Consider the following 23,749-nt stretch of genomic DNA (forward strand, 5'->3'; position numbering starts at 1 on the left):
CCGCCGACAGGCCACGATCTGCACACCTCGCGCCCGCCACACGTCGGTTCCTGCACCCTCGCCGGACTGCGTGCGGCGTGTCGTGCGACCTCGGCGGGAGACCGCTCCGACGCGCGCGGGTTTGTCCTCGGTCGCGGTTAGGCTGTTCGCGTCCCGCAAGCAGCTCGTTCGACCGGAGGTTCCGTGGCGGATTCCGACTCCTTCGTCCACCTGCACGTGCACAGCGAGTACTCGATGCTCGACGGCGCGGCCAGGCTCGGCGACCTCGTGCAGGAGACCGCTGCGCAGGGCATGCCGGCCGTGGCGGTGACCGACCACGGCAACATGTTCGGCGCCTTCGAGTTCTGGAAGGCCGCCAAGGCCGGCGGCGTGAAGCCGATCATCGGAACCGAGGCGTACATCACGCCCCGGACGCACCGCACGGACAAGACCCGTGTGCGGTGGGGCGACGGCGGTGGCGACGACGTCTCCGGCGCCGGCTCGTACACGCACATGACGATGTTCGCCGAGAACACCACGGGCATGCACAACCTGTTCCGGCTGTCGTCGAAGGCCTCGCTCGAGGGGTACTACTTCAAGCCACGCATGGACATCGAGCTGCTGCAGGAGTACCACGAGGGCATCATCGCCACGACGGGCTGCCCCTCGGGCGAGGTCCAGACGCGCCTGCGCCTCGGCCAGTACGACGAAGCCGTCAAGGCCGCCGCCGACTACCGGGACATCTTCGGCAAGGAGAACTACTTCGCCGAGGTCATGGACCACGGGCTCGAGATCGAGCGCCGGATCATGAGCGACCTCATCCGGCTGGCGAAGGACCTCGACATCCCGCTGGTCGGCACGAACGACCTGCACTACACGCACTCGCACGACGCCAAGTCGCACGCCGCCCTGCTCTGTGTGCAGTCGGGCTCGACGCTGAACGACCCGAACCGCTTCAAGTTCGACGCCGACGAGTTCTACCTGAAGTCCCCGCAGCAGATGCGGCACGTCTTCCGCGACAACCCCGAGGCGTGCGACAACACCCTGCTGATCGCCGAGCGGTGCAACGTCGAGTTCGACACCTCGGCCAACTACATGCCGAAGTTCCCGGTGCCCGAGGGGGAGACCGAGCACTCCTGGTTCGAGAAGGAGGTCGCGAAGGGGCTGGAGTACCGGTACCCGGGCGGCATCCCGGCCGAGGTCCAGGAGCGTGCCGACTACGAGGTCGGCATCATCAACCAGATGGGGTTCCCCGGGTACTTCCTGGTGGTCTCCGACTTCATCCTCTGGTCGAAGAACAACGGCATCCGCGTCGGCCCGGGCCGTGGTTCCGGTGCCGGGTCGATGGTCGCCTACGCGATGCGCATCACCGACCTCGACCCGATCCGCCACGGGCTCATCTTCGAGCGCTTCCTGAACCCGGACCGCGTCTCGATGCCCGACTTCGACGTCGACTTCGACGACCGGCGCCGCGGTGAGGCGATCAAGTACGTCACCGAGAAGTACGGGTCCGAACGCGTCGCACAGATCGTCACGTACGGCACGATCAAGGCGAAGCAGGCACTGAAGGACTCCTCGCGCGTCCTCGGGTTCCCGTTCGGCATGGGCGAGAAGCTCACGAAGGCCATGCCGCCGCCCGTGATGGGCAAGGACATCCCGCTCACCGGGATCTTCGACAAGGACCACCCGCGCTACAAGGAAGCCGTCGACGTCCGCACCGTGGTCGAGACCGACCCCGAGGCGAAGACCGTCTTCGACACCGCTCTCGGACTCGAGGGGCTGAAGCGCCAGTGGGGCGTGCACGCGGCCGGCGTCATCATGTCGAGCGACCCGCTCATCGACATCATCCCGATCATGAAGCGGGAGCAGGACGGCCAGGTCGTCACGCAGTTCGACTACCCGGCAGCGGAGTCGCTCGGCCTGATCAAGATGGACTTCCTGGGGCTCCGCAACCTCACGATCATCAGTGACGCCCTCGACAACATCAAGACCAACCGTGGGATCGAGCTCGACCTCGAGACCATGGGACTCGAGGACCCCGAGGCGTACGCGCTCCTGCAGCGCGGTGACACGCTCGGTGTCTTCCAGCTCGACGGTGGACCCATGCGTGGGCTGCTGCGCCTGATGAAGCCCGACAACTTCGAGGACATCTCCGCGCTCATCGCCCTGTACCGCCCGGGCCCCATGGGTGCGAACTCGCACACGAACTACGCCCTCCGCAAGAACGGCGAGCAGGCGATCACGCCGATCCACCCGGAGCTCGAAGAGCCGCTGTCGGAGATCCTCGGCGGCACCTACGGCCTGATCATCTACCAGGAGCAGGTCATGGCCATCGCGCAGAAGGTCGCGGGGTTCTCCCTCGGCCAGGCGGACATCCTCCGCCGCGCGATGGGCAAGAAGAAGAAGTCCGAGCTCGACAAGCAGTACGCAGGCTTCGAGAAGGGCATGCAGGACAACGGCTACTCGGCCGCGGCGATCAAGATGCTGTGGGACATCCTGCTGCCGTTCTCCGACTACGCGTTCAACAAGGCGCACTCCGCCGCGTACGGCGTCGTGTCGTTCTGGACCGCGTACCTCAAGGCGCACTACCCGGCCGAGTACATGGCAGCGCTGCTCACCTCGGTGGGCGACGCCCGCGACAAGCTCGCGCTGTACCTGAACGAGTGTCGCCGCATGGGCATCAAGGTCATGCCGCCGGACGTCAACGAGTCGATCGGCTTCTTCGCGGCCGTCGGTGAGGACATCCGCTTCGGCATGGGCGCGATCCGCAACGTCGGGTTCAACGTCGTCGACGACATCGTGAAGGCCCGCACCGAGAAGGGTGCGTTCGAGTCGTTCCACGACTTCCTGCGCAAGATCCCGATTTCGTCGGCGAACAAGCGCACGGTCGAGTCGCTCATCAAGGCGGGTGCGTTCGACGAGTTCGGCGACTCCCGCCGCGCCCTGGTCGAGATCCACGAGGGCGCGGTCGAGGGCGCCGTCAAGGTCAAGCGCGACGAGGCCCACGGCAACGTCGGTTTCGACTTCGACTCCCTGTTCGCCGAGGTCGCCGAGGAGTCGCCGGCCACCGGTCCGGTGTCGCAGGTGCCCGACCGTCCGGAGTGGTCCAAGCGCGACAAGCTCGCGTTCGAGCGCGACATGCTCGGGCTCTACGTGTCCGACCACCCGCTCGCGGGGCTCGAGATCGAGCTCGCGAAGCACCAGTCGATCACCATCGCCGACCTCATCGCGGCCGACGACTCGATCGAGGGTGAGACCGTCACGGTCGCGGGGCTGCTGACGAGCGTGCAGCACCGGGTGGCGAAGACGAGCGGCAACCCGTACGGCATCGTCGACATCGAGGACTTCGGCGGCCAGATCGGCGTGATGTTCCTCGGCAAGACCTACCAGGAGTTCGGGCCGTCGCTCGTGGCCGACTCGATCGTGGTCCTGCGCGGTCGTGTGAACGTCCGCGACGACGGCAAGGCCCTGCACGCGGTGAGCATGTTCCAGCCGGCGATCGGCGACGCGATGGGCTCCGGCCCGCTCACGTTGTCGCTGCCGGAGCGGCAGGCGACCACGTCCACCGTGACGGAGCTCGCAGCCGTGCTCGGACGGCACCAGGGGGAGACCGAGGTCCGGCTGAAGCTGCTCAAGGACGACGTCGCGCGCACGTTCGAGCTGCCGTTCCCGGTGAACCTGACACCCGACCTGTTCGGCGAGCTGAAGAGCCTGCTCGGGCCGCGGTGCCTGGTGTAGCAGGGATGTGACCGTGGCCGGACACCGGATCTTCGGGACGCCCTTCGCGGCTGTCTACCCGCACTACCTCGCGAAGGTGGAGCGGAAGGGCCACACGAAGGCCGAGCTCGACACCGTCATCCGGTGGCTGACCGGCTTCGACGAGGCGGCGCTCGCGCGACACCTCGCCGACGAGACCACGTTCGAGGACTTCTTCGCCGCCGCGCACTTGCACCCGAACGCGCCGCTGATCACCGGCGTGATCTGCGGTGTGCGCATCGAGGAACTCGACGACCCGCTCATGCGGCAGATCCGGTACCTCGACAAGCTCGTCGACGAGGTCGCGAGGGGCCGCCCGATGACGAAGGTGCTGCGGAGCGCGTGAACGGCACCGAGCTGGTCGCTCCGGACGCCGGAGCGCTGCACGCGTTCGGTGTGGGAGCGGCCACGCCGGTGCCGCTCACGGGCGGGCGCGGACTGACCTGGCTCGCTGGCGGCGTCGTGCTCCGTCCGCACGACGGCCCGGCGGTGACCGACTGGCGTGCCGACCTCCTGGCCGAGCTCGAGCACTCGGCGGGGTTCCGCGCACCCCGACCCGTGGCCACCCACGACGGGAGCTGGCGGTCGGGGGACTGGGAGGCCTGGGAGTTCGTCGCCGGTCGAGCCGACGAGTCCCGCGTCGAGGACGTGGTCCAGGCAGGCCGCGCCTTCCACCGCGCGGTCGCCGGCGTCGATCGACCAGCGTTCCTCGGCACGGCGTCCACCACCGGAGCCGCCACGGACCCGTGGGCCCGTGCCGACCGGATGGCGTGGGGCGAGGAACCGCTGCCGACGGACCCCACCCTCGACCGGCTCGCGGCGTCGTTCCGTCCGGTCCACTCGCCGTCGCAGCTGGTCCACGGTGACCTGCTCGGCAACGTGCTGTTCGCCGAGGGGTCCGCACCGACGATCATCGACTGGCCGCCGTACTGGCGTCCGGCGGCGTTCGGCACCGCGATCGCGGCCGTCGACGCGGTGTGCTGGCACGGCGTCGCGGTCGAGCGACTCGACACGCTCGGAGCCGGTGAGCCCGAGTGGCGGCAGCTGCTGGTCCGGGCCCTCGCGTTCCGCATCGCGACGCTGCACCTGTTGGGTGCGTGGGACGCGACGAGCGTCGGACGCCACCGTCCGGTCATCGACGCGGTCGTCTGACGGGAGGCCCGTGGCGGGGCCGCCACGGGCCTCCCGTCAGCAGGGGCGTCGTCTCAGGCGCCGCGCCCGGTGATCGCGCGGATCCGCGCGACGATGCGTGGGTTCCGGGCCCCGAAGCTCAGGGCCGTGAGCCGGCGGAGCGACACGGTCGCCCGGTGGACGAGCAGACCCGTCGCCTCGGCGATGTCCGAGACGGCGTGCCAGCGCGCGCGGAGCGATGCTGGGTCGATCTCGGTGTCGGCCGCCATCCGGATCAACTCGACGAGTCCGTCGCCGCCGCGCCAGGACGTGCTCTGGTTCTCGAAGCGACGGAGGATGCGGTCGATCGCCGACGCACGGTGGTTCGCGACCGCGTGCGACCAGCGGATGTCGTGCGACACCGGGTCGACCAGGATCCAGCGCGGCGCGTTGGCGTTGAGTGCGGACAGCTGCGCGAAGGTCGTCAACGCCCCGAGCGCGACGGCCACGTCGAAGATCTGGCGAGGACGGCCGCCGACGGCGATGAGGGCTCCGGGGAACGCCTGCCGTGCCGACCGGATCTGCGCCTTCGAGACGATGACCGTGACGACCACGTCGTCCGCCGCGCACGCGAGGGTGTCACGGACACGTGCCACGACCTCCGGGGTGATCTCCGTCGGCAGGTGCAGGGCCACGCGCACGACGTCGTCGTCGGGCAGGAACGCGTCGGCGAACACGTCGACGGCGTCACGGTAGCGGGCGAGGAACAGCGCGACGGCCCCGGCGTAGAACGGGTACCGCTCGAGCAGGATGCGCTCGTGCTCCAGGCGGAGTGACGGGCCGCGGTCGCCGCTGAAGCTCGTCGAGCCGGTGTGCAGGACGAGCGCGCGGTTCGCCAGCACCGACGTGTAGCCGTGCTCGTTGATGCGCAGGCAGAAGTCGTTCTCCTCGCCGTAGCCGGGGGAGAACACCTCGTCGAACAGGTCGAACCGGTCGATCACCTCGCGCCGGATGAGGAAGCAGAAGCCCATCGCCACGGGCGAGACCGTGTGCCGGGGGAGCAGGTACTTCGTCCGGCCGTGCAGCTCGCGCGTGCGGCGCGGGGGCAGCGTCGCCCGGGGGTTGCGCCGGGCGTAGGGGAACGACGCGATGGTCGCGTTGTCGCTGCGCGCACACACCACCCCGATCGCGTCGTCGGACGCCAGCACGGCGGTCATCTCGTCGAGGAAGCCCGGCATCGGCACCGTGTCGCTGTTCAGCAGCAGGACGTCGTTGCCGGTCCGGTCGAGCTCGAGGACGGCGCGGTTGCAGTTGCCGACGAACCCGAGGTTGCGCGGGTTGCGGGTGTACTCGAAGCCGGGGTGCTCACCGACGAGTTCGAGGACGCGGGCCTCGATGGCGTCGACGTGGGGTCCGACGTCGTTGGCCAGCAGGACCCGGTCGACCGAGAAGTCGACGGTCTCGAGGAGCGCCTGGATGCAGCGCTCGAGGCCGGGGAGGTCGTCGTAGATCGGGACGACGATCGTCACCGGACGCCGGTCGCGGCTCATCGGCGCACCAGCTTCCGTGCGACCACACCCGGTCGGGCGAGGAGTCGGCCGACCGTCCCGGAGCGGGCGCGAACACGGTTCGCGAGCAGGCCGAGCGCGGCGCGCGCACTCGTGGCGCCGAGCGAGGCGTAGGCACCGGGGAGCTCGAACCAGTACCGCGCAGCCTGGGGGAGTCGGTAGCCCTCGGTGCCGACCAGCGCGACCAGACGTGCGATCGCCGCCGCGTTGTCGTGACCCGCGCCGGTGACCGACGCGAGCCGGTCCGGAGCAGCCGCGCCGTGCCTCCTGGCCGTCTCCGGCTCCGCCGCGTACGTCGCGAGCGCGTCCGTGAGCGCCGTGACGTCGTCGGCGTCCACGAGCACGCCGGTGACGCCGTCGTCGACGAGCTCGGCGCTCCCGCCCTGGCGGGTCGCGACGACCGCCTTGCCCAGGGTCATGTACTCGGCCGTCGTGCGACCGAAGGCCTCGATCGTCGACGGGGTGATGCAGACGTCCGCAGCCTCGATGAACGGGGCGGGCGTTTGCTGCTCGCCCGCGAACACGACACGGTCGGCGACGCCGAGCGCGCGGGCGCGCTCGGTCAGGCGCTGGTCCTCGCCGGGGTGCTTCCAACTGCCGACGAAGCAGACGCTCGCGGCGACCCCGCGCTCGTGCAGCGCGCCCAGGGCGTCCACGACACGGTGCTGGCCCTTCGACTCCTCGACACGGCCGAGGACCGTGATCCGGAGGCCGGGCTCGGCCTGCGGGAACGGCGCGACCGCCGGCGTCTCGTCCTTCGAGGCCAGGAGGCGTTCGGTGTCGACCGTCGGGTACGCGACGGAGAGCTTGTCGGCGGGGATGTACTGCGCCAGGTGCTCGCGCATCGCCTCGGAGTTGGTCACGACGGCACCGGACAGCAGGCCGATGTCACCGAGGACACCCGCACGCCCGGTCTGGAACTGCAGCCCGTGGTCGAGGTCGCCGTACTCGCGGACGAACCACGCCTGCGGGATCCCGAGGACCGCGGCGGCGAAGGACGCCCACGGTGCGACGAGGGTGTTCGTGACCACGAGGTCCGGGCGCTGCCGCTCGTACAGGCGGATGATCGCGTTCACCGCGGCGTAGTCGACGGTGGCGAACGCCGCGCGTTCCGCGGCCGGAGCCGGCTGCGGGCTCGGCAGCGCCCACCCGCGGAACCGCAGGGCGTCGTAGGACCAGCCGCGGTCGTCGAGCGCCTCGATGAACTTGCCCTTCGGGGCCTTCGTGACGAAGGTCGGGGTCATCGTCGGGTCGATCGCCAGCCAGTCCTCGACGAACCGGAGGAGGGACCGCTCCGCGCCGCCGAGGTTGACGGGCGCCGTCGAGTGGTTGGCGAAGCTGACGATCACCGTGTCAGCCTACAAACGTTTGGGCGAGTCTTCGTCATGTCGATGCCGCGCGGGTCCGTTCGAACATGCAGAAGACAACGACTGTGCGAGAATGTCTCGTCCCCGAATCCCTGTGAGGAGCGCTCCGTTGCGCCCCGGAGGAGCCAGCACCCGAAGCATGACGTACCTGAACGAGCTCATGTCGTCGCGCGAGTTGCTGGCGAACCTCACCGCCCGTGAGGTCAAGGGCAAGTACCGCCGCACGGTCTTCGGGCAGCTGTGGTCCCTGATCAACCCGCTCGCGACGATGCTGATCTACACGATCGTGTACTCGTTCATCTTCCGGGCGCGGCTCGAGGTCGGCGACCCCAGCGGACTGAGCATCTACCCGCTGTGGCTCATGTGCGGCTTGCTGCCGTGGATCTTCGCGCGCAACGTCATCAACTCCGGGATGACCTCGATCGTGGCCAACGGGTCGCTGATCAAGAAGGTCTACTTCCCGCGGATGGCCCTCCCGATCGCCGCGGTCGGTTCCTTCGGGTTCACCTGGCTGGTCGAGATGGGTGTGCTCCTCATCGCCCTCGCGATCGCCGGTTCGAACTTCTGGGTCTACCTGCCGGTCATCGTCATCACGATGCTGCTCCTGGCCATGTTCTCCTGCGGTGTCGGACTCGTCCTCGCCATCGTCAACGTGCACTTCCGTGACATGCAGCACCTCGTCGGCATCGCGCTCCAGATGTGGATGTACCTGTCGCCGATCATCTACCCGATCTCGCTCGTCGAGGACGCCGCCGACAAGGCGGGGCACCCGTGGATCCTCACGCTGTACCGGCTCAACCCGATCGAGCGGTTCTCCACCGTCTTCCGGAACCTCATGTACGACAACCGATTGCCCGAGTGGGGCGATCTGCTCGCCTGCCTGGTGTGGGCATGCGCGAGCCTGGCGATCGGCTACGTGGTGTTCTCCCGGAACGAGAAGAAGTTGGCGGAACTGCTGTGAACGACGTCGCTGTCTCCGTGGAGCACCTCGCCAAGAGGTTCCGCATGTTCCACGAGCAGAACAACACCCTGAAGAGTGCGGTGATGCGCGGACGGAAGTCGGTCCACGAGGACTTCTGGGCGCTCAAGGACGTGTCGTTCGAAGTTCCTCGCGGAAGTACGTTCGGCTTGATCGGCCGGAACGGGAGCGGGAAGTCGACGCTGCTCAAGTGCCTCGCGAAGATCCTGTACCCGGACCAGGGGCGCATCCAGGTCCATGGTCGCCAGGCGTCGCTCCTCGAGGTCGGATCAGGCTTCCACCCCGAGCTGTCCGGTCGTGAGAACGTGTTCCTCAACGGCTCCATCCTCGGCATGACGAAGAAGGAAGTGACTCGCAAGTTCGACGAGATCGTCTCGTTCGCGGGCGTCGGCGACTTCATCGACCAACCCGTGAAGAACTACTCGTCCGGCATGTACGTCCGACTCGGCTTCTCGGTGGCCGTGGCTGGGACTCCCGACGTGCTCGTGGTCGACGAGGTGCTCGCTGTCGGTGACGCGACCTTCCAGAAGCGCTGCCGCACGAAGTTCCGCGAGATGCGTGAAGAGGGCCGGACGGTGATCCTCGTGTCCCACTCGATGAGCACGGTCCGCGACATGTGCGATCAGGTCGCCTGGCTCGACGCGGGGCAGCTGCGTGGCGCGGGCGACGCGACGCCGGTCATCGACGCGTACAACGCCACGGTCTGATCGAGGTTGCGCCCGTCGGCGATCGTGACCTTTAGTTGACTCAGAATCACCTATGATTCTGCCGAAACTGTTCGTTCCCTTCTGAAACGAGTCTGTCCTGAACACCCGTCTCTCCGGGGAACCGGCCACCGTTCGTCCTCGAATGCTCCGGTCCCTCGGGACGCTCGCTCTGCTCTCGATCGTCGCGATGATCGTCGGGGGAAGCGGTGCCACCGCCTACGCCGCAGCCCCAGCCACCAAGGTGACCGCCAGCGCGAACGCCAGCGGCGTCGCTCTCGGCAAGAACGTCACCATCACCGGGTCCGTGTCGGTGTCCAATCGCCCGGTCACGGAGGACGTGCGCATCGTCGGCATGCCGTCTGGGAAGACGACCTGGGTGCTGATCGGAACGACGCGTTCATCGAGCACCGGGAAGTGGACGTTCGGCTTCACCCCGACCACGAGCTACAAGCTGAAGGCAGAGGTCGTCAAGACCGCCGGCCACGGTGCAGCCGCGAGTGCATACCTGCCGGTGGCCGTGCAAGCACAGATCTACTCGTCGGTCCCGGCCGCACGCTCGTACGCGGTTGCCGGAGCAGAGAAGTCCGCGAGCGCCGCCGTCTACGCACAGCTCGCGGGCCAACGCGTCAAACTCGTCGTCCTGCGAGGCGGGAAATGGGTCGACTCGACCGTCACACGCGTCGCCAAGGGCGGGACGTTCGTCCTGCCGTTCCGCGTCGCCGCCGGCGACACTGCCATGCGCGTCTACCTTCCGGCGTCCGGCGGTCTCATCTCGAAGCTCGGTCCGGTCCAACAGCTCACCACTGTCGCTTCCGTGGACGCCCTGTCCGCGAAGACGACGTGCGTCGGTGCCGCAGGCGCGCCTTCGGCAGCGACGTGCACCAACCGCGCACTCGATGGACTCGCGCTGCCGACGACGGACGCGGCGGGGCTCTCGGCCGACACCGGCGGAGCATTCGCGAAGGGGTGCTGGACGGCGGACGGTACCGCTCTGGTCCCGAGCTGCAGCTACGGCTCGACGCAGAAGACCGCGTACCGGGTCGCGCTGGTCGGTGACTCGCATGCGGCTGGCTACGTCGCCGGCATCCGAAATCGCCTCGGTGCGCGCAACTGGCACCTCGACACGTTCCTCGGCGTCACCTGTCGGTGGTTGGGGCAATCCGCCGGTGACCCCTGCGCGCCACGGTCGGCCGACATCGAGCGACGACTCCTGGCCGGCGACTACGACATGGTGGTCGTCGCAGGGCTCCGTCAGCCCCGCAGTACCGCGGGGAGCGCGGGGGCCGCAGCCACGTCGGAGGGCTACCGGAGGGCCTGGGCGCCCGTGCTGGCATCAGGGGCAAAGGTCGTGGCCATCGCAGACCAGCCGTACCTCACCGACGAGTTGGTCGCCTGCACCACGACCGGGGGAGCGTTCGCAGCGCAGCAGTGCTCGACGTCGCGCACGTTCGCGCTCGGGGGGATCGATCCGCTCGCGGCCGCCGTGCGGGCCTCGCCCGGCGCGTCGCTGGTCGACCTGACATCGCACTACTGCACGGCTGACGCCTGCCCGCTCGTCATCGGCGGCGTCATCGTCTTCCGAGATCGCCATCACATCTCGGGAACGTGGAGTGCCACACTCGGACCGTACGTGCTGAACGCACTCGACCAGATCAGACGAGGGGCCTGACCCATGATGAACCGTGCCCGAGGACGTTCCACGGTCCTGTTGACGGCTGCGGCCGTGGTGTTGGCGGGCCTCGGGCTCGCTTCGCCCGCGACCGCAGCGAGCACTTCGGCGGTGTCGCTCCGGTCGTCGACGACAGGTGCCGCTTACGGACAGGGCATCACCTTGTCCGGCACGGTGCGCAGCGCCAGCGCACCCGTCGCTGCAGCGGTCACGGTCGAGTCGCGTGACCTCGCCAGCACGGGCTCGTGGCACGCAGTCGCTGCGGTCGAGTCCACGGCGACCGGCACCTGGTCGACTTCGCTGCAGGCACTCAAGGGCGGCCAGTTCCGGGCACGGGCCGTCGTCGGCTCGGCGACGGTCGCGAGTGCGGTGGTGCGGGTCCAGGTCCAGCCACAGCTCTACGATGCGGCGGCGGCGGGAACGGCGGACGTCGCAGTCGGTGCTGTGCGCGAGTTCACCGGTCGGCTCCACGGCGGTCTGGCAGGCAAACGGGTGAAGGTCGAGCAGTGGACCCCGACGGGTTGGACGTTCGCCGGGCAGTCCTACGCGAAGACGGGCGGACGTGTCTCCATCCCGGTCAAGGTCACTCGTTGGGGTGCCGGCGCCTACCGCATGGTCGTCCCGTCCGGTGACGGACTCATCGTCAAGGCGAGCGGCGTGCTGCGAGCTGGTGCCTACGGGGCCGCGACCGCGAAGCTCGACGACGGCAAGCAGTGCTGGGGTGCCGACGCAGGGGCGACTCCGACGTGCGACGGTTCCCGCTGGGGCGACACCATCTCGCCCAAGCCCGCCGAATCCGAGAAGGACACGCAGGGTGCTTTCTCCTGCTACACCTCGGACGTCTCGGTGCCCGTGCCGTCGTGCCGGTACGGTTCGTCCCGTGCGGACGCACTCCGGGTAGCGGTCACCGGGGACTCGCACGGCGCGATGCTCTTGTCGGGTCTGAAAGCGACTGCATCGACGCTGAACTGGCGGGTGGACTCCTTCGTCGGTCGAGGCTGCGTGCTCGCTTCGACGAGTGCAGGGGATCCGTGCCAGAAGCGGCGGACCGACCTCGCGAAGCGGCTTGCTGCAGGCGGGTACGACGTCGTGGTCGTCACTGCCCTGCGAAGTGACTCGGTGGACCCGGCGTCGTTCTCCGCCGCGTGGAAGCCGCTCATCGCGAAGGGTACGAAGGTCATCGCCGTGGCTGACGACCCGATGCAGTCCGAGGCCGCCATCTCCTGCGCAGTGGGTTCGAAGACCGCTTCGACCGCAACGAAGTGTGCGACCACGAAGTCTTCGGCCTTCGCGGTGCAGGACCCCTTGCGCGCGGCTGTGGCATCGACGCCGGGTGCAGTGCTCATCGACCAGACCGGCCGCATGTGCGACGCGGCTCGATGCCCCGTGGTCATCGGTCACGTGATGGCCTACCGTGACCGGCACCACATGTCGGCAACCTTCGTCCGAACGCTCGTCCCGTACCTCGTCCAGGAGATGGCAGGCTCGTTGTGAAAAGGCCCTCGATGATCCTCGCGCTCGTCACGGCACTCGTGGTGAGCGCGGTGACTGCGATCGACATCGCGCCGGCGCGCGCGGCCAGCACCGTTCAGTACGGAGTGGGCTCGACGTCGCTGGCCAGCCCGTCGGCGGGCGGACGGTACCTCTACGTGTCGACCACCGGCACCGACTCGTACAAGCAGTACTCCCGTGTGCCCTGCCTGAAGGACCCGGCTTCGCGGCCCCCGTACCAGGACGCGTGCCCTGAGCCGAATGCGACCGCTCCGCTGCGGACGGTGCAGGCGGCCGTGCGCTCGGCTCACGCCGGTGACGTGATCGTGGTTCGATCCGGAACGTACGCGGAGGCGATCGGCTGGGGGATCGAGCGAGGTACCAGTACTCGACCGATCGTGCTGCAGGCGGCTCCGGGCGAGCGGGTCCAGATCAGCGGCACACTCATCATGACCTCGCCCGACTACTGGACGGTGCAGGGAATCCGGTTCCTCTACAACTCCGCTGTCCAGAAGAGCGGGCAGGCAGTCGTGCTCATGTCCGGCGGAGTCGGTTGGACCTTCCGGAACAACGAAGTGACCGGATCGACCGGAGTCGCGAACCTCCTCGTCAACGCGACCACTGCGTCCGGGACGGCCAGTGCGCTCCGCGCGGCGGCGCCACGTGACTTCCGGATCGCTGGGAACTGCATCCACGACAATCGAGCGACCGGCACCCAGGGCACCGATCACAACATCTACCTCATGTCGAGCATCTACTCGACCGGCGGCGTCATCGAGAGGAACCTCATCGCGGGAGCGCCGCGTGGGTCGAACATCAAGGCGGCCGGGAGCACACCGAGCACCGCCAACGGAAGCCCGCGCAACGTGTCGATCCGCTACAACACGATGCTGGCGGCAGCCTCCGGCGTCACGATCGGACTCAAGGCCCAGGCGGTCGTCGCCCAGCGCAACGTGATCGCGCTGCCATCCGGGTCCGGTCCGTACGACGGTGCGGTGAAGACCTACCAGCTCGCGGCCCCGGGGAAGAACGCGGCGACGGACTCGCTCTTGTCGGGCTACGCGAGGCCGGTGTCGGAGGACTACGGAGTGAGCGCGCACCTGTTCACCGCCAGGAACAACACGAAGACGCCGTTCTCGTACACCGGATCCATCGCCAACTGCACCGCGCGCGCGTCGTCGGCGGCTGTGCTCGCGAACTACGGGCAGTACGCAGGATGAGTGCCGCCGAGGGATCGACATCCAGCAGGGCAGGAGACGAGGGTTCCGCTGTCCCTGAGTGCAGTGATGCCCCGCCGACCTCCGCTGAGCTCCGAGACACGGTGGCCCGGCTCGAGCGCGAGGTCGCGAGCCTCCGGAACGAGTTGTTCCCTTCGTCGACGTTCGCCTCGTCCGTCCGGCGCGGCGAACGTGTCCGCGTGGACGAGCGCGTCCGGATGCACAGCTCGGACGAAGCTCCCATCGAGCTCGCGGACGACGTGAACATCTACCGTGGTGCGGAACTCTTCGGGCCGCTCACGATCGGTCGCGGCACCTTCCTCAACCGCGACGTGTACGTGAAACCGGGTGTCACCTTCGGCGTGCGGGTCGCGGTCGGCCCCTTCACTCGGTTCCTCACCGAGGGCCACGAGATCGGGGTCCGGGCGTCGCGAGCTGGCAAGAAGAGCTCGAAGCCGATCAAGGTGGACGACGGCGCGTGGATCGGCGGGGACGTCACGGTGCTCGGTGGTGTGACGATCGGCGCCGGTTCGGTGGTGGCGTCCGGTTCCTTGGTCAACCGGGACGTGCAGCCGAACACGGTGGTCGCCGGTGTGCCGGCGCGGCTCGTTCGGACGATCGGCGCCGAATCGATCCCGAACCCTCCGGGAGCCGATCAGGGCGTTCCGGACGGCCGCCGCCGACGCTGGCTCTCGCCGCGTCGGTGAACCAATAGGCTTGTCTGTCGTGGAGAACGACTACGCGGAGGACGTCCACGGCGTCCGGGTCGTCCGATGGAACCCCGGTGCCGATGGCGGCGGCCGGGTCGACAACTTCGGAGACCTTCTCGGGCCCCTTCTCACCCGTCGTCTCGTGAGCAGCCCGGCCGAGCAGGACGCGCGCCAGCCGTCCTTGCTCACCATCGGTTCGATCATGCAGTTCGCTGAGCCTGGCGATGTCGTCTGGGGTTCCGGCGTGAACGCGAAACTGCGTCCCCGTCGCCTGGACCCGCGGCGGGTGTTCGACGTCCGAGCCGTCCGAGGACCACTGACCGCGGTCGCCCTCGAGTCGGAGGGCAGCAGCGTTCCGCCCTGCTTCGGCGACCCTGGTGTTCTCCTGCCCGCACTGTTCCCGGAGACCGCGGTGTTGGCATCGCCCGAGCGCAAACGACATGCCGTCGTCGTCGTCCCGAACGTGAACGACGTCGGACTCGATGCTGCTGGCGAGCACGTGGTGAGTCCGACCGGAGCGCCTTGGCAGGTGATCGAGGAGTTGCTTGCTGGCGACCTCGTCGTGGGGACGTCCTTGCACGCGATCATCACGGCTGAGGCGTACGGAGTCCCAGCCCGAGCTGTCCGGTCATCGACGGAGAGCCCGGTGAAGTACGTCGACTACTACGAGGGCACCGGGCGCACCGACGTCGTCATCGCGGAGAGCGTCGAGGAAGCGATCGCGCTCGGCGGGGCCGAGGCGCCGGACGTACGGCATCGGACCGCGCTGCTCGAAGCCTTCCCGAGCGAGCTCTGGACAGGCGATCCTCCTCCGGCGTCCATCCCGGTTCGGTCTCTCGCGACGGTGGTGTCCGAGACGACCGAACGTGCGCTGACTGCTCGGCCCGGGGCCACTCTCGATGCCTGGAAGGAGATCGCGCGGAGGATCGCTGTCCCGGTGCTGCGAGACCGAGCCATGGTGCTGGACGACGCCGAACTCGAGCGCGTCGTCAGCGACGTCCGTCGACTCGACGCCGCCGGCATGCTCCAGGGTGTCGACGAGCGTTGGAATCGGACTCGCGATCTGGCGAGGTACCGGCTCGGCGATGCGCTCCGTCGAAGTGCGATCCTGAACGTGCGGGGAGCGGACTCGGTACTCGACCACGTCCAGCGAGCGGGGGACGACGGGCGCCTCGTGGTCGGCGGGAGCCTTCAGTTGCCCGACGGCGGGCTCGACGACTTCACGGTGTCGCTGTTGATCGCGGACGACCGACTCCTCGACCGGTACCCGGTCGAAGACGTCATCTGGGACGAGGTCGAGCCCACCATCGGAACCGTCCGGTGGTCAGCAGAGGTCCCGCTCGCGGAGACGCCGAACGGCGACTGGGTCCTCGTCGTACACATCGACGGTCCTGGTGGATCGCGTGATGTCGTGGTCAGGTCGGCGCCCACGATGACGTTCCCACGCTGGTGGCACGACGGTTCGCCCTACCGGGTCGACCGGACAGGACGAGGGTTCGCCGTCATCCACAAGGAGATCGAAGCATCGTGAGTACGCCGCTCCCGGCACAGGACGACCATCTGCGTCGCGACACGGAACCGCTCCTCTCCGTCGTGATCCCGACCCACGACGTCGAACCGTGGATCGACGAGCTCCTCGGAAGCGTTCTCGAGTGCACCCTCACTTCGATGGAGGTCGTCATCGTCGATGATCATTCCTCCGACGGAACGTTCGAGCGTCTGACCGACTTCGCGTCGGCGGACCCTCGCGTCCGGGTCGTCCGTGCACACAAGCGAGGCGGCGCTGGCGCTCGCAATGTGGGACTGGCGGTCTCTCGCGGCAAGTACATCGCTTTCGCGGACGGTGACGACATCGTGCCCCCGGGAGCGTACGAGCGCCTGGTCGCATCGCTCGAGGAGTCGGGCTCGGACATAGCGTTCGGCGACTGGCTGAAGTTCTCCTCCGTTCGGACCTGGCAGCCGTCGAAGAACTGGCGTGTGTTCGACGAGTCACGAGCCGAGGCCACGATCACCGACGTGCCAGCGCTGATCCGGGGCCGAGCGGTGTGGAACAAGGTCTTCCGTCGAACCTTCCTGACCGCGATCGGGCTCGAGTTCCCGGAGGTGCCACGGTCGAACGACATCGTGCCGATGACACGCACGTACCTCTCCGCGCGGACCATCGACGTCCTGCCGGACTGTGTCTACCTCTACCGTGACCGGCCCGGCACCGGATCCATGACCTCGCGCGCGGGAGCCGACGCGGCGGCAGTGAGCTACTTCACCCAAGAAGCAGCGTGCGCCGAGCTCGTCTCGGCGCACGGGGACACCGGGCTCGCGAAGACGTACTCATCGCTCGTGTTCGATGCCGATGCTTGGCTCCACCTCAGCCGGTTCCTCCGTTCGGTCTCGTCCGATCGTGTCCGGGCAAGCGGAGCGCTCGCGGCGCTGGAGCACCTGGTGGAAGCCACGCCGCACTGGTCACTACCGGTTGCGACGCCGCACAAGCAGGTGTTGTGGTGCCTGGTCATGGCCGGCGAACTCGACGTGGCGATCCGCTTCAACCGCCTCGAGGAAGATGCCCGACAACGGGACACCTACGACGTGGAGACGCTGGACGCCTGGGTCGACGCCCTTGAGGTCATCGCTCGCCGGACCGATGTCCTGCCCAAGGTGAGTCGCGAACGAATCGTGACGGACGGCTTGGCGACCGTCCTGCTGCACCACGCACGCGATGTCGGACGCGACGCCGTCGACGCGCTGACCGAGCGGGTGGCCGGTGCTGGCCTGGCGGACTCGATCGACCTCGCCGCGGTGAAGCGCGGCCCCGTGCGTCAGGTCGTCCGCGCTCTGCAGCTCCGCGAGCCAGGGGCGGTCTGGCTGATCTCGACCAGCATCCGCACACGACTCGTCGTCGACGACGTTCGCCTCGACAGAACCGGTGCAGTTCTCAGCGGACCAGTCGAGCTGCTGGGTGACGACGTCCGCCTGACGGTCATCGCACGCGCCCAGGGTACGGCGGGGACGTTCCGGATACAACCCGCGGCATATGCCGCGAGGTGGTCCGTGGCCGTGCCGTCGCACCGGGTTGCTCTGGGCCGCTGGGACCTTGTCGGCGAGTACGCAATCGGGGCTGCGACGGTCGAGGTCCCGGTCGTCACGGCACGGATGCAGCTCCCGCTTCCCGAACGATTCGACACGCTCCGCGTCCTCGGGGACCGGTCTCGCAACTGGCGGGTGGTCCTGGAACGTCGTCGCGCTGCGGCTTCGCGTGCGGCGCTGAAGGTCGTTCGGCAGGTCGTGCCTCGGCGCTGAAGCCCCCTCTTGAACGGGCAGCCGCACGAGGACGCGTTTCCGGTCAGGATCCCGACGTGGCATCCGATTGGTCAGCGCGTGCCGTGAGCGCAGCTTCGAGTGCGTCTGCGAAGCGGACCGACACGTTCCACGGTGACAGTCGCCGTGAGAAGGCGTCGTGCGTCGTGACCGGCGCGTAGGTGTCCGGCGACGCCAGAGCCGCTGCGATCCCTGACTCTGGTTCCTCGGGATCGTAGAACGCGATCCAGTCCTCGCCTTCGAACTCATCGCGAAGATGGGGCTCGCCCGGCAGGAGCGCTCGGACCCCGAACGTCGCGGCGAGGTGGAGGCTCCCCGAGTTCAAGATCGCCCGGTAGGGGTACACGGCGACGTCGGCGGCTCGGAACCACCGGTCGACGTCCTCATCGCGGATGAACGAGTGGTCCCGGATGACCCGCACCCGGCTGGGGAGCGAGTCCTCGACCACGGCGAGGTCTTCTGGACGCGTCCTGCCCGCAAGGAGCAGGACCGTCTTGCGGGACTCGTCGTCAGGAAGTTCGTCGACGGCGGCGAAGAGTGCGTCGAGCCCCTTGTACGGTCGCATCTGCCCGAAGAAGAGCACTGCGCGGTCCGTCGGCCCGATGCCGAGCTCACGGCGAGCGGACCGTCGATCCGACGTGTTCGAGTAGACCCCTTGGTAGCTCGGGTGGGGAATCTGCACGACGCGCTCGGAGGGGAGCGCGTAATGCTCGGCGGTCATGTCCACCGTCGCCGGCGACAGCGCGTGGATGACGTCGGCTCTGGCCGCGAGTTGGCGACACAGCTCGATCTCGGAGTCGCGGAACTTCGCATCGTGGGGGAGGACGTTGTGGATCGTCCACACCAGCAACACCCCACGTCGCTGCGCTTCGTCGACGGCGGTGACGAACCGGGCAAGACGCGAGCGTGCGTCCTCCGCGTCCTCCGCGCGCTGCACGATCGGCGCAGTCCAGTGCAGGTGGAAGACGTCGCCGGCCCCGAGGCGCTCGAGGAGCGCGACACCGCTCGCGAATGCGGTCGCGTGCAACATGTCGAAGCCACGAGTGCGAGGGGCGAGGTACAGGTAGTTCAGGTACGGGTTGTCCTCCCATGCGGGGAAGACGCCGATCCGGCGGGTGCTCAGCATTGCGCTCCTCGGTGGACTTCAGTTGGCGAACAAGACGAGCGACAGCAGCCTGCCGACACTGGGCCCGGCAGCTGCCAACGGCTCTCGTCGGTCGACCAGGTGCCACCGCGCGTTCGCCAACAGTGGTTCGTAGGACGGCAGCAGTTCATCAGGGAGAACGCCGACCAGGTCTCGCATGAGCTCCACGAGGACTTCGCGGTTCTCGATCGAGGAGCCTAGGCCCCGTGCAGCAGCGATGCTGGCAGAGAGTTCGGTCGACGCCGTGGCGGGGACACCGCTCCCCAACACACTGAGAGCGGGGACCTCCGAATCCTGCAGCGGACCACCGAGTTCCGTGAGCGTGAGCGCGGCACGCCCTGCCGCAGCGGGATCCTTCGTCTGTGCGCCACGAGAGCGGAGCACCGTTTCGAGGACATCGAGTCCGTCGGCGCCGTCGAAGTGGGCGCTCGTCGTCGCCACCGCGGCGGAACTCAGCGTGTGCAACGGATGGACAGCGGGACGGCCCGAACGCGCCGCGGAGACGTACCGAGGGGCTCGGAAGGCGACGTAGTGCTGCTGCGACGACGACGGGGACGTCGGATCACCGCCGATCGATCGCAGCCCCTTCTTCACCTGTGCGACGTAGGCCGCCGCAGCTGCACCCTCCAGGCCCGATTCGGCCTGCATGCCCTCAGCCGACTCCGCGCCCCAGATGCGTCGGGCAATGGCGTTCCCGGCGGAGTCCACCGTCACCGTCGTTGTTTCGTGCGCAGCCTGGGTCGAAGGTGCCACGACGTCGTACAGTCCCAAACCGGTGGCTGCCCAGCCCGACAACGCCGCAGCGTCCGAGATCTCCGGCACAGCCTCGATCGCCCGGCCGCCTGCCCGGCCGTGCAGTCGCTCGACGGCACCGGCGTCGGCTTGCAGCGTGACTCCTCCCTCGGTGCCCGCGAGGTCGAGTGCGCCTTGCAGCACGGCGTCGCCGTCCGGGGACAGGTGGACGGACGTCGGCAGGGTGCCAGGGACCTCGCGGAGCACCGATGCGAGGAACCCGGCAGACCGTCGGGCTGCATCGACGGGAGCGGAACTCGATTCGAGAAGCGTGCCGAGCGATGTCTCGTCCGTGTCGACGAGGAGCGGGCGACTGCACTGCACCGTCACGCCGCGTCCCGGGGCGACCATGGTGATCTCCCGCACGACCGTCTCGGTGGACAAGTTCTGGGCTGTTCGCCAGGACAGGCCGGTTCGGGCGAGCAGCGCCTCAGCATTCGGCGAATTGACGAGCCCGAAGCGATCCCTCAGGTCGGTGAGCACCAACAGGGAGTCCGAGAACGCGACGAATCCGGGTCCGTGCGCCTGCAACACCGGAACGGTCCCGAAGAGGTCGTTGCCGAGGCGCAGCTCGTGACGGGTCCAGGAGGCCTGCACGAACGAGCCGGACGGGGTCACTCCGCCGCGTGGTCGCGCACGGTCCGATCGCTGCCAGCCGGCACTGCCGAACGCCACGAACGAGGCGGCCTCGGACATCGCGACACCCGTGAAGAAGGATCTGCCTCGAATGGCCGAGGCGACGTCCGGGCTCACGATCCGGACGGAGAAGGTCCCGTTCAAGCGTGTCGACCACTGTTCGGACGCGGGGGACTTCCTGAGTCTCAGCCAATCGTCGATCGAAGCTGTGGCTGAGTCGTCGTGCACGACGATGAGGTATCTCGACACCAGACGATCCTACGGGCCGTCGGGGAGCGGGAGTGGCGTCGCCGTGCCGCGATGCAATCAGGACTTGAGCAATGCGCTATTCTCACGCAGTGTCGCATCGTCGTTCTGTGAGGATCGAGATCCAGGCCCTCCGCGCTGCGGCAGTGCTCTCGGTCGTCCTCTACCACCTCTGGCCGAATCGACTGCCGGGGGGTTTCGTCGGCGTCGACGTGTTCTTCGCCATCTCGGGGTTCCTGATCACCGGGCACCTGCTCAGCGAGGTCGCGCGGACCGGACGGATCGCCGTGGGCACGTTCTGGGCGCGTCGGGTCCGACGCCTCTTGCCGGCCTCGTTGCTCGTGCTCCTCGCGACGGCGGTGGCAGTGCTGCTCGTCGTGCCGAGGACGTACTGGACACAGTTCTCCCACGCGATCCTGGGCAGCACGCTCTACGCCGAGAACTGGGTGCTCGCCTCTCAGGCTGTCGACTACCTCGCCGCGGACAACACCGTCACGCCCGTCCAGCACTTCTGGTCCCTCGGGGTTGAAGAGCAGTTCTACCTCGTGTGGCCGGTACTGCTGCTCCTGACGGTCCTCGTTGCACGCCGTCACGCGCACCGGGGCGTCGTGGTGGTGCTCTCGGTGCTCTTCGCGGGCTCGCTCGCCCTCTCGGTGTACACCACGGCGACCAACCCGAGCCTGGCGTACTTCGGGACGCACATCCGGGTGTGGGAGTTCGCAGCAGGTGGGCTCGTGGCAGCGGTGCAACCCGGGGTGCTGCGTGTCGACGTCCGCGTGCGCTCAGCGCTCTCGTGGTTGGGCTGGGCGGGGATCGCCGCGACCCTGTTGCTGTTCACCGGGGAGACCCCGTTCCCGAGCGCCACCGCGCTGCTCCCGGTTCTGGCGACCTTGGCAGTGATCGTTGCGGGTGCGCCCGCCGCCGGAGAAGAACGGATCGACCGTTGGACTCCGACGGGGTTCATGGGCTTCGGGCCTGTGCAGGTGCTCGGGGACCTGTCGTACTCCTTGTACCTCTGGCACTGGCCCTTGATCGTCATCGTCCCGTTCGCGACGGGTCGCCCTCTCGGCTTCGTCGACAAGGTCGTGATCCTCGTCGCCGGGGTGCTGCTCGCGGCCCTCACGAAGCGGTTCGTCGAGGACACGACCCGGAATGCGATGCCGAGCGCGCGCCGCCGCAACGTGCTCACGTTCGGAGCAGCGGGCCTTGCCATGGCGCTCGTCGCCGCGGTCCCGCTCGGGACCGTTCAGTACACGCAGACCATTCAAGCTCGGAGTGCGGCAGCAGCCAACAAGCTGGCCTCGAGCGGTTCAGATTGCTTCGGCGCACCCGCGATGCTGTCGACCAACACGTGCGACGATCGCCCCAAGGCCGCTGCGCTGCTACCGGACCGGGCGAGCTTGTTCGACGACACCGGGGGCGCTTTCTCCTGCTACCGCCCAGCGGGCCAGGCAACCCTCCAACGCTGTTCCTTCGGAGCGGAGGCAACCGACGCGAAGAAGGTCGCGCTGGTCGGTGACTCCCACGCAGCGATGCTCATCCCCGGGCTCCGCGACCGCGCCGCCCGAGCCGGGTGGCACGTGGACACGTTCGTCGGGAACGGCGGTGTCTGGCGCCTACCCGACTCGGTTCCGGCGGGAAGTGACCGGGACTACCTCCAGGCGCTCCAAGACGCTCTGGTCGGGGGCGGTTACGACATGATCCTGACAACGGCCCATCGAGACCTGCAGACGACCGACTCGCGACAGCGCACGATCGTCCCGGCGATCGACGGCGCCTGGCGGGTTGCTCAGGAGGCCGGGAGCAAGGTCGTTCCGATCCTGGACAACCCGGAGATCACGACGGAAGCACTTTCCTGCGTCTCAGATGCCCCGGCCGATCAACGGTCCTTCGACTCGTGCTCGGTTCCCGAGCAGCAGGGACTCGGGGGTGCTGATTACAACGGCCTGGCGGCCGACGCGGCGGGGATCGCAGCTGTGGACCTCCACCAGTACTTCTGTCGTGACGACACCTGCCCGGTCGTCATCGGCGGGGTCATCGTCTACCGTGACGCCCACCACATGACGGCCACCTACAGCAAGACGCTCGCGCCGTTCCTCGTGGAGGCCGCCGAGCGGGACGTCGATTAGTGCGCGTTCGTTTCGTCGTCGCTGGCCTCGTTGTGCTCGTCCTGTCCGCTGCGGCGGTCATCGCGGTTCCCATCGTCCTGGCCGCCACGCCGCAGGGGTCGGACGGGCGGATCGACGCTTCGACAACGGCCTCATCGGTGCCGTCCGCTGGAGCTCCGACGAGCACGCCCACGCTCGCACCGACGGGCGCGCCGATCCGGGTTGCGGTGGTCGGAGACTCGCTCAGCGCCGGGGCGTCGGGGTACCTCGGCAACGGCCTCGACTCCGGCAGCTGGATGACCTACGCGCAGGGCGGTCGGATCGAGTACGCGGGCGGCTGGGCGCACGCGGGAGCGACCCCCGAGGAGATGGCAGCTGCCGTCCGACCGCTGAGCGACGTGGACGTCCTGGTGATCATCGCGGGAACCAATGCAGTCCGGGTCGGAGTGTCATTCGAGCAGGAACGATCCGCGTACGACCAGATCGTCAAGACGATCAAGCCTCGGCAGGTGATCGTCTCCTCGATCCCTCCCTACGTCCCCAATCCACGCGGTGGAGTCCGGTACAACCGGGAGCTTCGCGCCTACGTGCAGACCAGGGGGTGGGACTGGTTCGACGCGTGGGACTTCGCGCGTGACGGCAACGGTTGGAAGACCGGATTCTCCATCGACGGCGTCCACCCCGGTTCGATCGATGGCTACCGCGCTCTCGGCAGGAACCTTCGCTGGCACATCCTCGACACCGTCGGCTGACCGACGGCGTCAGATGCTCCGAACGGCGTGCTCGACCTCGTGCAGGACGCAGCAGAAGGACTCGCCGTCGACCACGAAGGCATCACGTCGGGGAATCGGGTCTCCGCATTCGGCGCAGTGCACCACGGAGCGGTGTGTGATGCGTCCGAGGTGATCGACGAGTGACATGCCGCGACGGTACGCTGCGACCCAGTGCTCACGCCTCG

General features: G+C 68.3%; 18 protein-coding genes. 13 read left to right on the forward strand and 5 right to left on the reverse strand.

Annotated elements, in window-relative coordinates; all coding sequences use genetic code 11:
* The first annotated feature begins 234 nt into the window (after positions 1 to 234).
* Genes dnaE through ACGH48_RS08120 form a run of 3 tightly spaced genes read left to right on the forward strand, consistent with a single transcriptional unit; the run spans position 235 to position 4,887 of the window.
* Entirely contained in the window at positions 235 to 3,717 is a 3,483-nt protein-coding gene (gene dnaE / locus ACGH48_RS08110; protein WP_396291110.1) for a DNA polymerase III subunit alpha, read from the forward strand.
* A gap of 13 nt (positions 3,718 to 3,730) precedes the next feature.
* Complete coding sequence (locus ACGH48_RS08115; protein ID WP_396290957.1) at positions 3,731 to 4,081, forward strand: DUF2200 domain-containing protein; 351 nt, start codon at positions 3,731 to 3,733, stop codon at positions 4,079 to 4,081.
* A complete protein-coding gene (locus ACGH48_RS08120) occupies positions 4,078 to 4,887 on the forward strand; it encodes a hypothetical protein (RefSeq protein WP_396290958.1) in 810 nt (269 codons plus the stop codon). Before ACGH48_RS08115 ends, ACGH48_RS08120 begins: the two co-directional genes overlap by 4 nt.
* 53 nt (positions 4,888 to 4,940) lie before the next feature.
* On the opposite strand, the gene ACGH48_RS08125 is transcribed toward ACGH48_RS08120, so the two are convergent.
* Together ACGH48_RS08125 and ACGH48_RS08130 are read right to left on the reverse strand one after the other, a co-directional pair.
* Positions 4,941 to 6,395, reverse strand: a complete 1,455-nt coding sequence (locus tag ACGH48_RS08125; protein WP_123312942.1) for a glycosyltransferase family 2 protein — start codon at positions 6,393 to 6,395, stop codon at positions 4,941 to 4,943.
* On the reverse strand, positions 6,392 to 7,762 hold the full coding sequence (locus ACGH48_RS08130; RefSeq protein ID WP_396290959.1) for a glycosyltransferase family 4 protein: 1,371 nt from the start codon (positions 7,760 to 7,762) through the stop codon (positions 6,392 to 6,394). Before ACGH48_RS08130 ends, ACGH48_RS08125 begins: the two co-directional genes overlap by 4 nt.
* A 157-nt stretch (positions 7,763 to 7,919) precedes the next feature.
* Here ACGH48_RS08130 and ACGH48_RS08135 point away from each other — a divergent pair, with 157 nt between their 5' ends.
* The 8 genes from ACGH48_RS08135 to ACGH48_RS08170 all read left to right on the forward strand — a co-directional run bounded on the left by ACGH48_RS08135 (position 7,920) and on the right by ACGH48_RS08170 (position 17,847).
* Positions 7,920 to 8,741 (forward strand): ABC transporter permease, encoded by an 822-nt coding sequence (locus ACGH48_RS08135; RefSeq protein ID WP_396290960.1) that lies wholly within the window; start codon positions 7,920 to 7,922, stop codon positions 8,739 to 8,741.
* Positions 8,742 to 8,785: 44 nt separating this feature from the next.
* A complete protein-coding gene (locus tag ACGH48_RS08140; protein ID WP_396290961.1) occupies positions 8,786 to 9,466 on the forward strand; it encodes an ABC transporter ATP-binding protein in 681 nt (226 codons plus the stop codon).
* A gap of 142 nt (positions 9,467 to 9,608) precedes the next feature.
* Positions 9,609 to 11,135, forward strand: a complete 1,527-nt coding sequence (locus ACGH48_RS08145) for an SGNH hydrolase domain-containing protein (RefSeq protein ID WP_396290962.1) — start codon at positions 9,609 to 9,611, stop codon at positions 11,133 to 11,135.
* Positions 11,136 to 11,138: 3 nt separating this feature from the next.
* Entirely contained in the window at positions 11,139 to 12,629 is a 1,491-nt protein-coding gene (locus ACGH48_RS08150) for an SGNH hydrolase domain-containing protein (protein ID WP_396290963.1), read from the forward strand.
* 11 nt (positions 12,630 to 12,640) lie between these two features.
* Positions 12,641 to 13,846 carry a chondroitinase-B domain-containing protein gene (locus ACGH48_RS08155; RefSeq protein ID WP_396290964.1) on the forward strand — a complete coding sequence of 402 codons (1,206 nt, stop codon included), beginning with the start codon at positions 12,641 to 12,643 and terminating at the stop codon, positions 13,844 to 13,846.
* 197 nt (positions 13,847 to 14,043) lie between these two features.
* Positions 14,044 to 14,550 (forward strand): acyltransferase, encoded by a 507-nt coding sequence (locus ACGH48_RS08160; protein WP_396290965.1) that lies wholly within the window; start codon positions 14,044 to 14,046, stop codon positions 14,548 to 14,550.
* Positions 14,435 to 16,084, forward strand: coding sequence for a polysaccharide pyruvyl transferase family protein (locus ACGH48_RS08165; RefSeq protein ID WP_396290966.1), 1,650 nt, complete (start codon positions 14,435 to 14,437; stop codon positions 16,082 to 16,084). The genes ACGH48_RS08160 and ACGH48_RS08165 overlap by 116 nt, the downstream gene beginning before the upstream one ends.
* Positions 16,081 to 17,847 (forward strand): glycosyltransferase family 2 protein, encoded by a 1,767-nt coding sequence (locus ACGH48_RS08170; protein WP_396290967.1) that lies wholly within the window; start codon positions 16,081 to 16,083, stop codon positions 17,845 to 17,847. The genes ACGH48_RS08165 and ACGH48_RS08170 overlap by 4 nt, the downstream gene beginning before the upstream one ends.
* Positions 17,848 to 17,890: 43 nt before the next feature.
* Here ACGH48_RS08170 and ACGH48_RS08175 read toward each other — a convergent pair whose 3' ends face one another.
* Positions 17,891 to 18,991 carry a glycosyltransferase gene (locus ACGH48_RS08175; RefSeq protein WP_396290968.1) on the reverse strand — a complete coding sequence of 367 codons (1,101 nt, stop codon included), beginning with the start codon at positions 18,989 to 18,991 and terminating at the stop codon, positions 17,891 to 17,893.
* Positions 18,992 to 19,009: 18 nt separating this feature from the next.
* Positions 19,010 to 20,554, reverse strand: coding sequence for a hypothetical protein (locus ACGH48_RS08180; RefSeq protein ID WP_396290969.1), 1,545 nt, complete (start codon positions 20,552 to 20,554; stop codon positions 19,010 to 19,012).
* Between the two features lie 239 nt (positions 20,555 to 20,793).
* Here ACGH48_RS08180 and ACGH48_RS08185 point away from each other — a divergent pair, with 239 nt between their 5' ends.
* Positions 20,794 to 22,812 carry an acyltransferase family protein gene (locus ACGH48_RS08185; RefSeq protein WP_396290970.1) on the forward strand — a complete coding sequence of 673 codons (2,019 nt, stop codon included), beginning with the start codon at positions 20,794 to 20,796 and terminating at the stop codon, positions 22,810 to 22,812.
* Positions 22,812 to 23,543 (forward strand): SGNH/GDSL hydrolase family protein, encoded by a 732-nt coding sequence (locus ACGH48_RS08190; protein ID WP_396290971.1) that lies wholly within the window; start codon positions 22,812 to 22,814, stop codon positions 23,541 to 23,543. Before ACGH48_RS08185 ends, ACGH48_RS08190 begins: the two co-directional genes overlap by 1 nt.
* A gap of 9 nt (positions 23,544 to 23,552) precedes the next feature.
* On the opposite strand, the gene ACGH48_RS08195 is transcribed toward ACGH48_RS08190, so the two are convergent.
* On the reverse strand, positions 23,553 to 23,711 hold the full coding sequence (locus ACGH48_RS08195) for a hypothetical protein (protein ID WP_396290972.1): 159 nt from the start codon (positions 23,709 to 23,711) through the stop codon (positions 23,553 to 23,555).
* Positions 23,712 to 23,749: the final 38 nt, after the last annotated feature.

It is taken from the genome of Curtobacterium pomorum, from assembly GCF_044497295.1.
Classification (GTDB): domain Bacteria; phylum Actinomycetota; class Actinomycetes; order Actinomycetales; family Microbacteriaceae; genus Curtobacterium.

Excerpts from the sequence above, each read along its gene's own strand:
- ACGH48_RS08155 (WP_396290964.1), top strand. The coding sequence starts at position 12,641 with ATGATCCTCGCGCTCGTCACGGCACTCGTGGTGAGCGCGGTGACTGCG.
- ACGH48_RS08175 (WP_396290968.1), bottom strand. The coding sequence starts at position 18,991 with ATGCTGAGCACCCGCCGGATCGGCGTCTTCCCCGCATGGGAGGACAAC.
- ACGH48_RS08125 (WP_123312942.1), bottom strand. The coding sequence starts at position 6,395 with ATGAGCCGCGACCGGCGTCCGGTGACGATCGTCGTCCCGATCTACGAC.
- ACGH48_RS08150 (WP_396290963.1), top strand. The coding sequence starts at position 11,139 with ATGATGAACCGTGCCCGAGGACGTTCCACGGTCCTGTTGACGGCTGCG.
- dnaE (WP_396291110.1), top strand. The coding sequence starts at position 235 with ATGCTCGACGGCGCGGCCAGGCTCGGCGACCTCGTGCAGGAGACCGCT.
- ACGH48_RS08145 (WP_396290962.1), top strand. The coding sequence starts at position 9,609 with ATGCTCCGGTCCCTCGGGACGCTCGCTCTGCTCTCGATCGTCGCGATG.
- ACGH48_RS08135 (WP_396290960.1), top strand. The coding sequence starts at position 7,920 with ATGACGTACCTGAACGAGCTCATGTCGTCGCGCGAGTTGCTGGCGAAC.
- ACGH48_RS08140 (WP_396290961.1), top strand. The coding sequence starts at position 8,786 with ATGTTCCACGAGCAGAACAACACCCTGAAGAGTGCGGTGATGCGCGGA.
- ACGH48_RS08195 (WP_396290972.1), bottom strand. The coding sequence starts at position 23,711 with ATGTCACTCGTCGATCACCTCGGACGCATCACACACCGCTCCGTGGTG.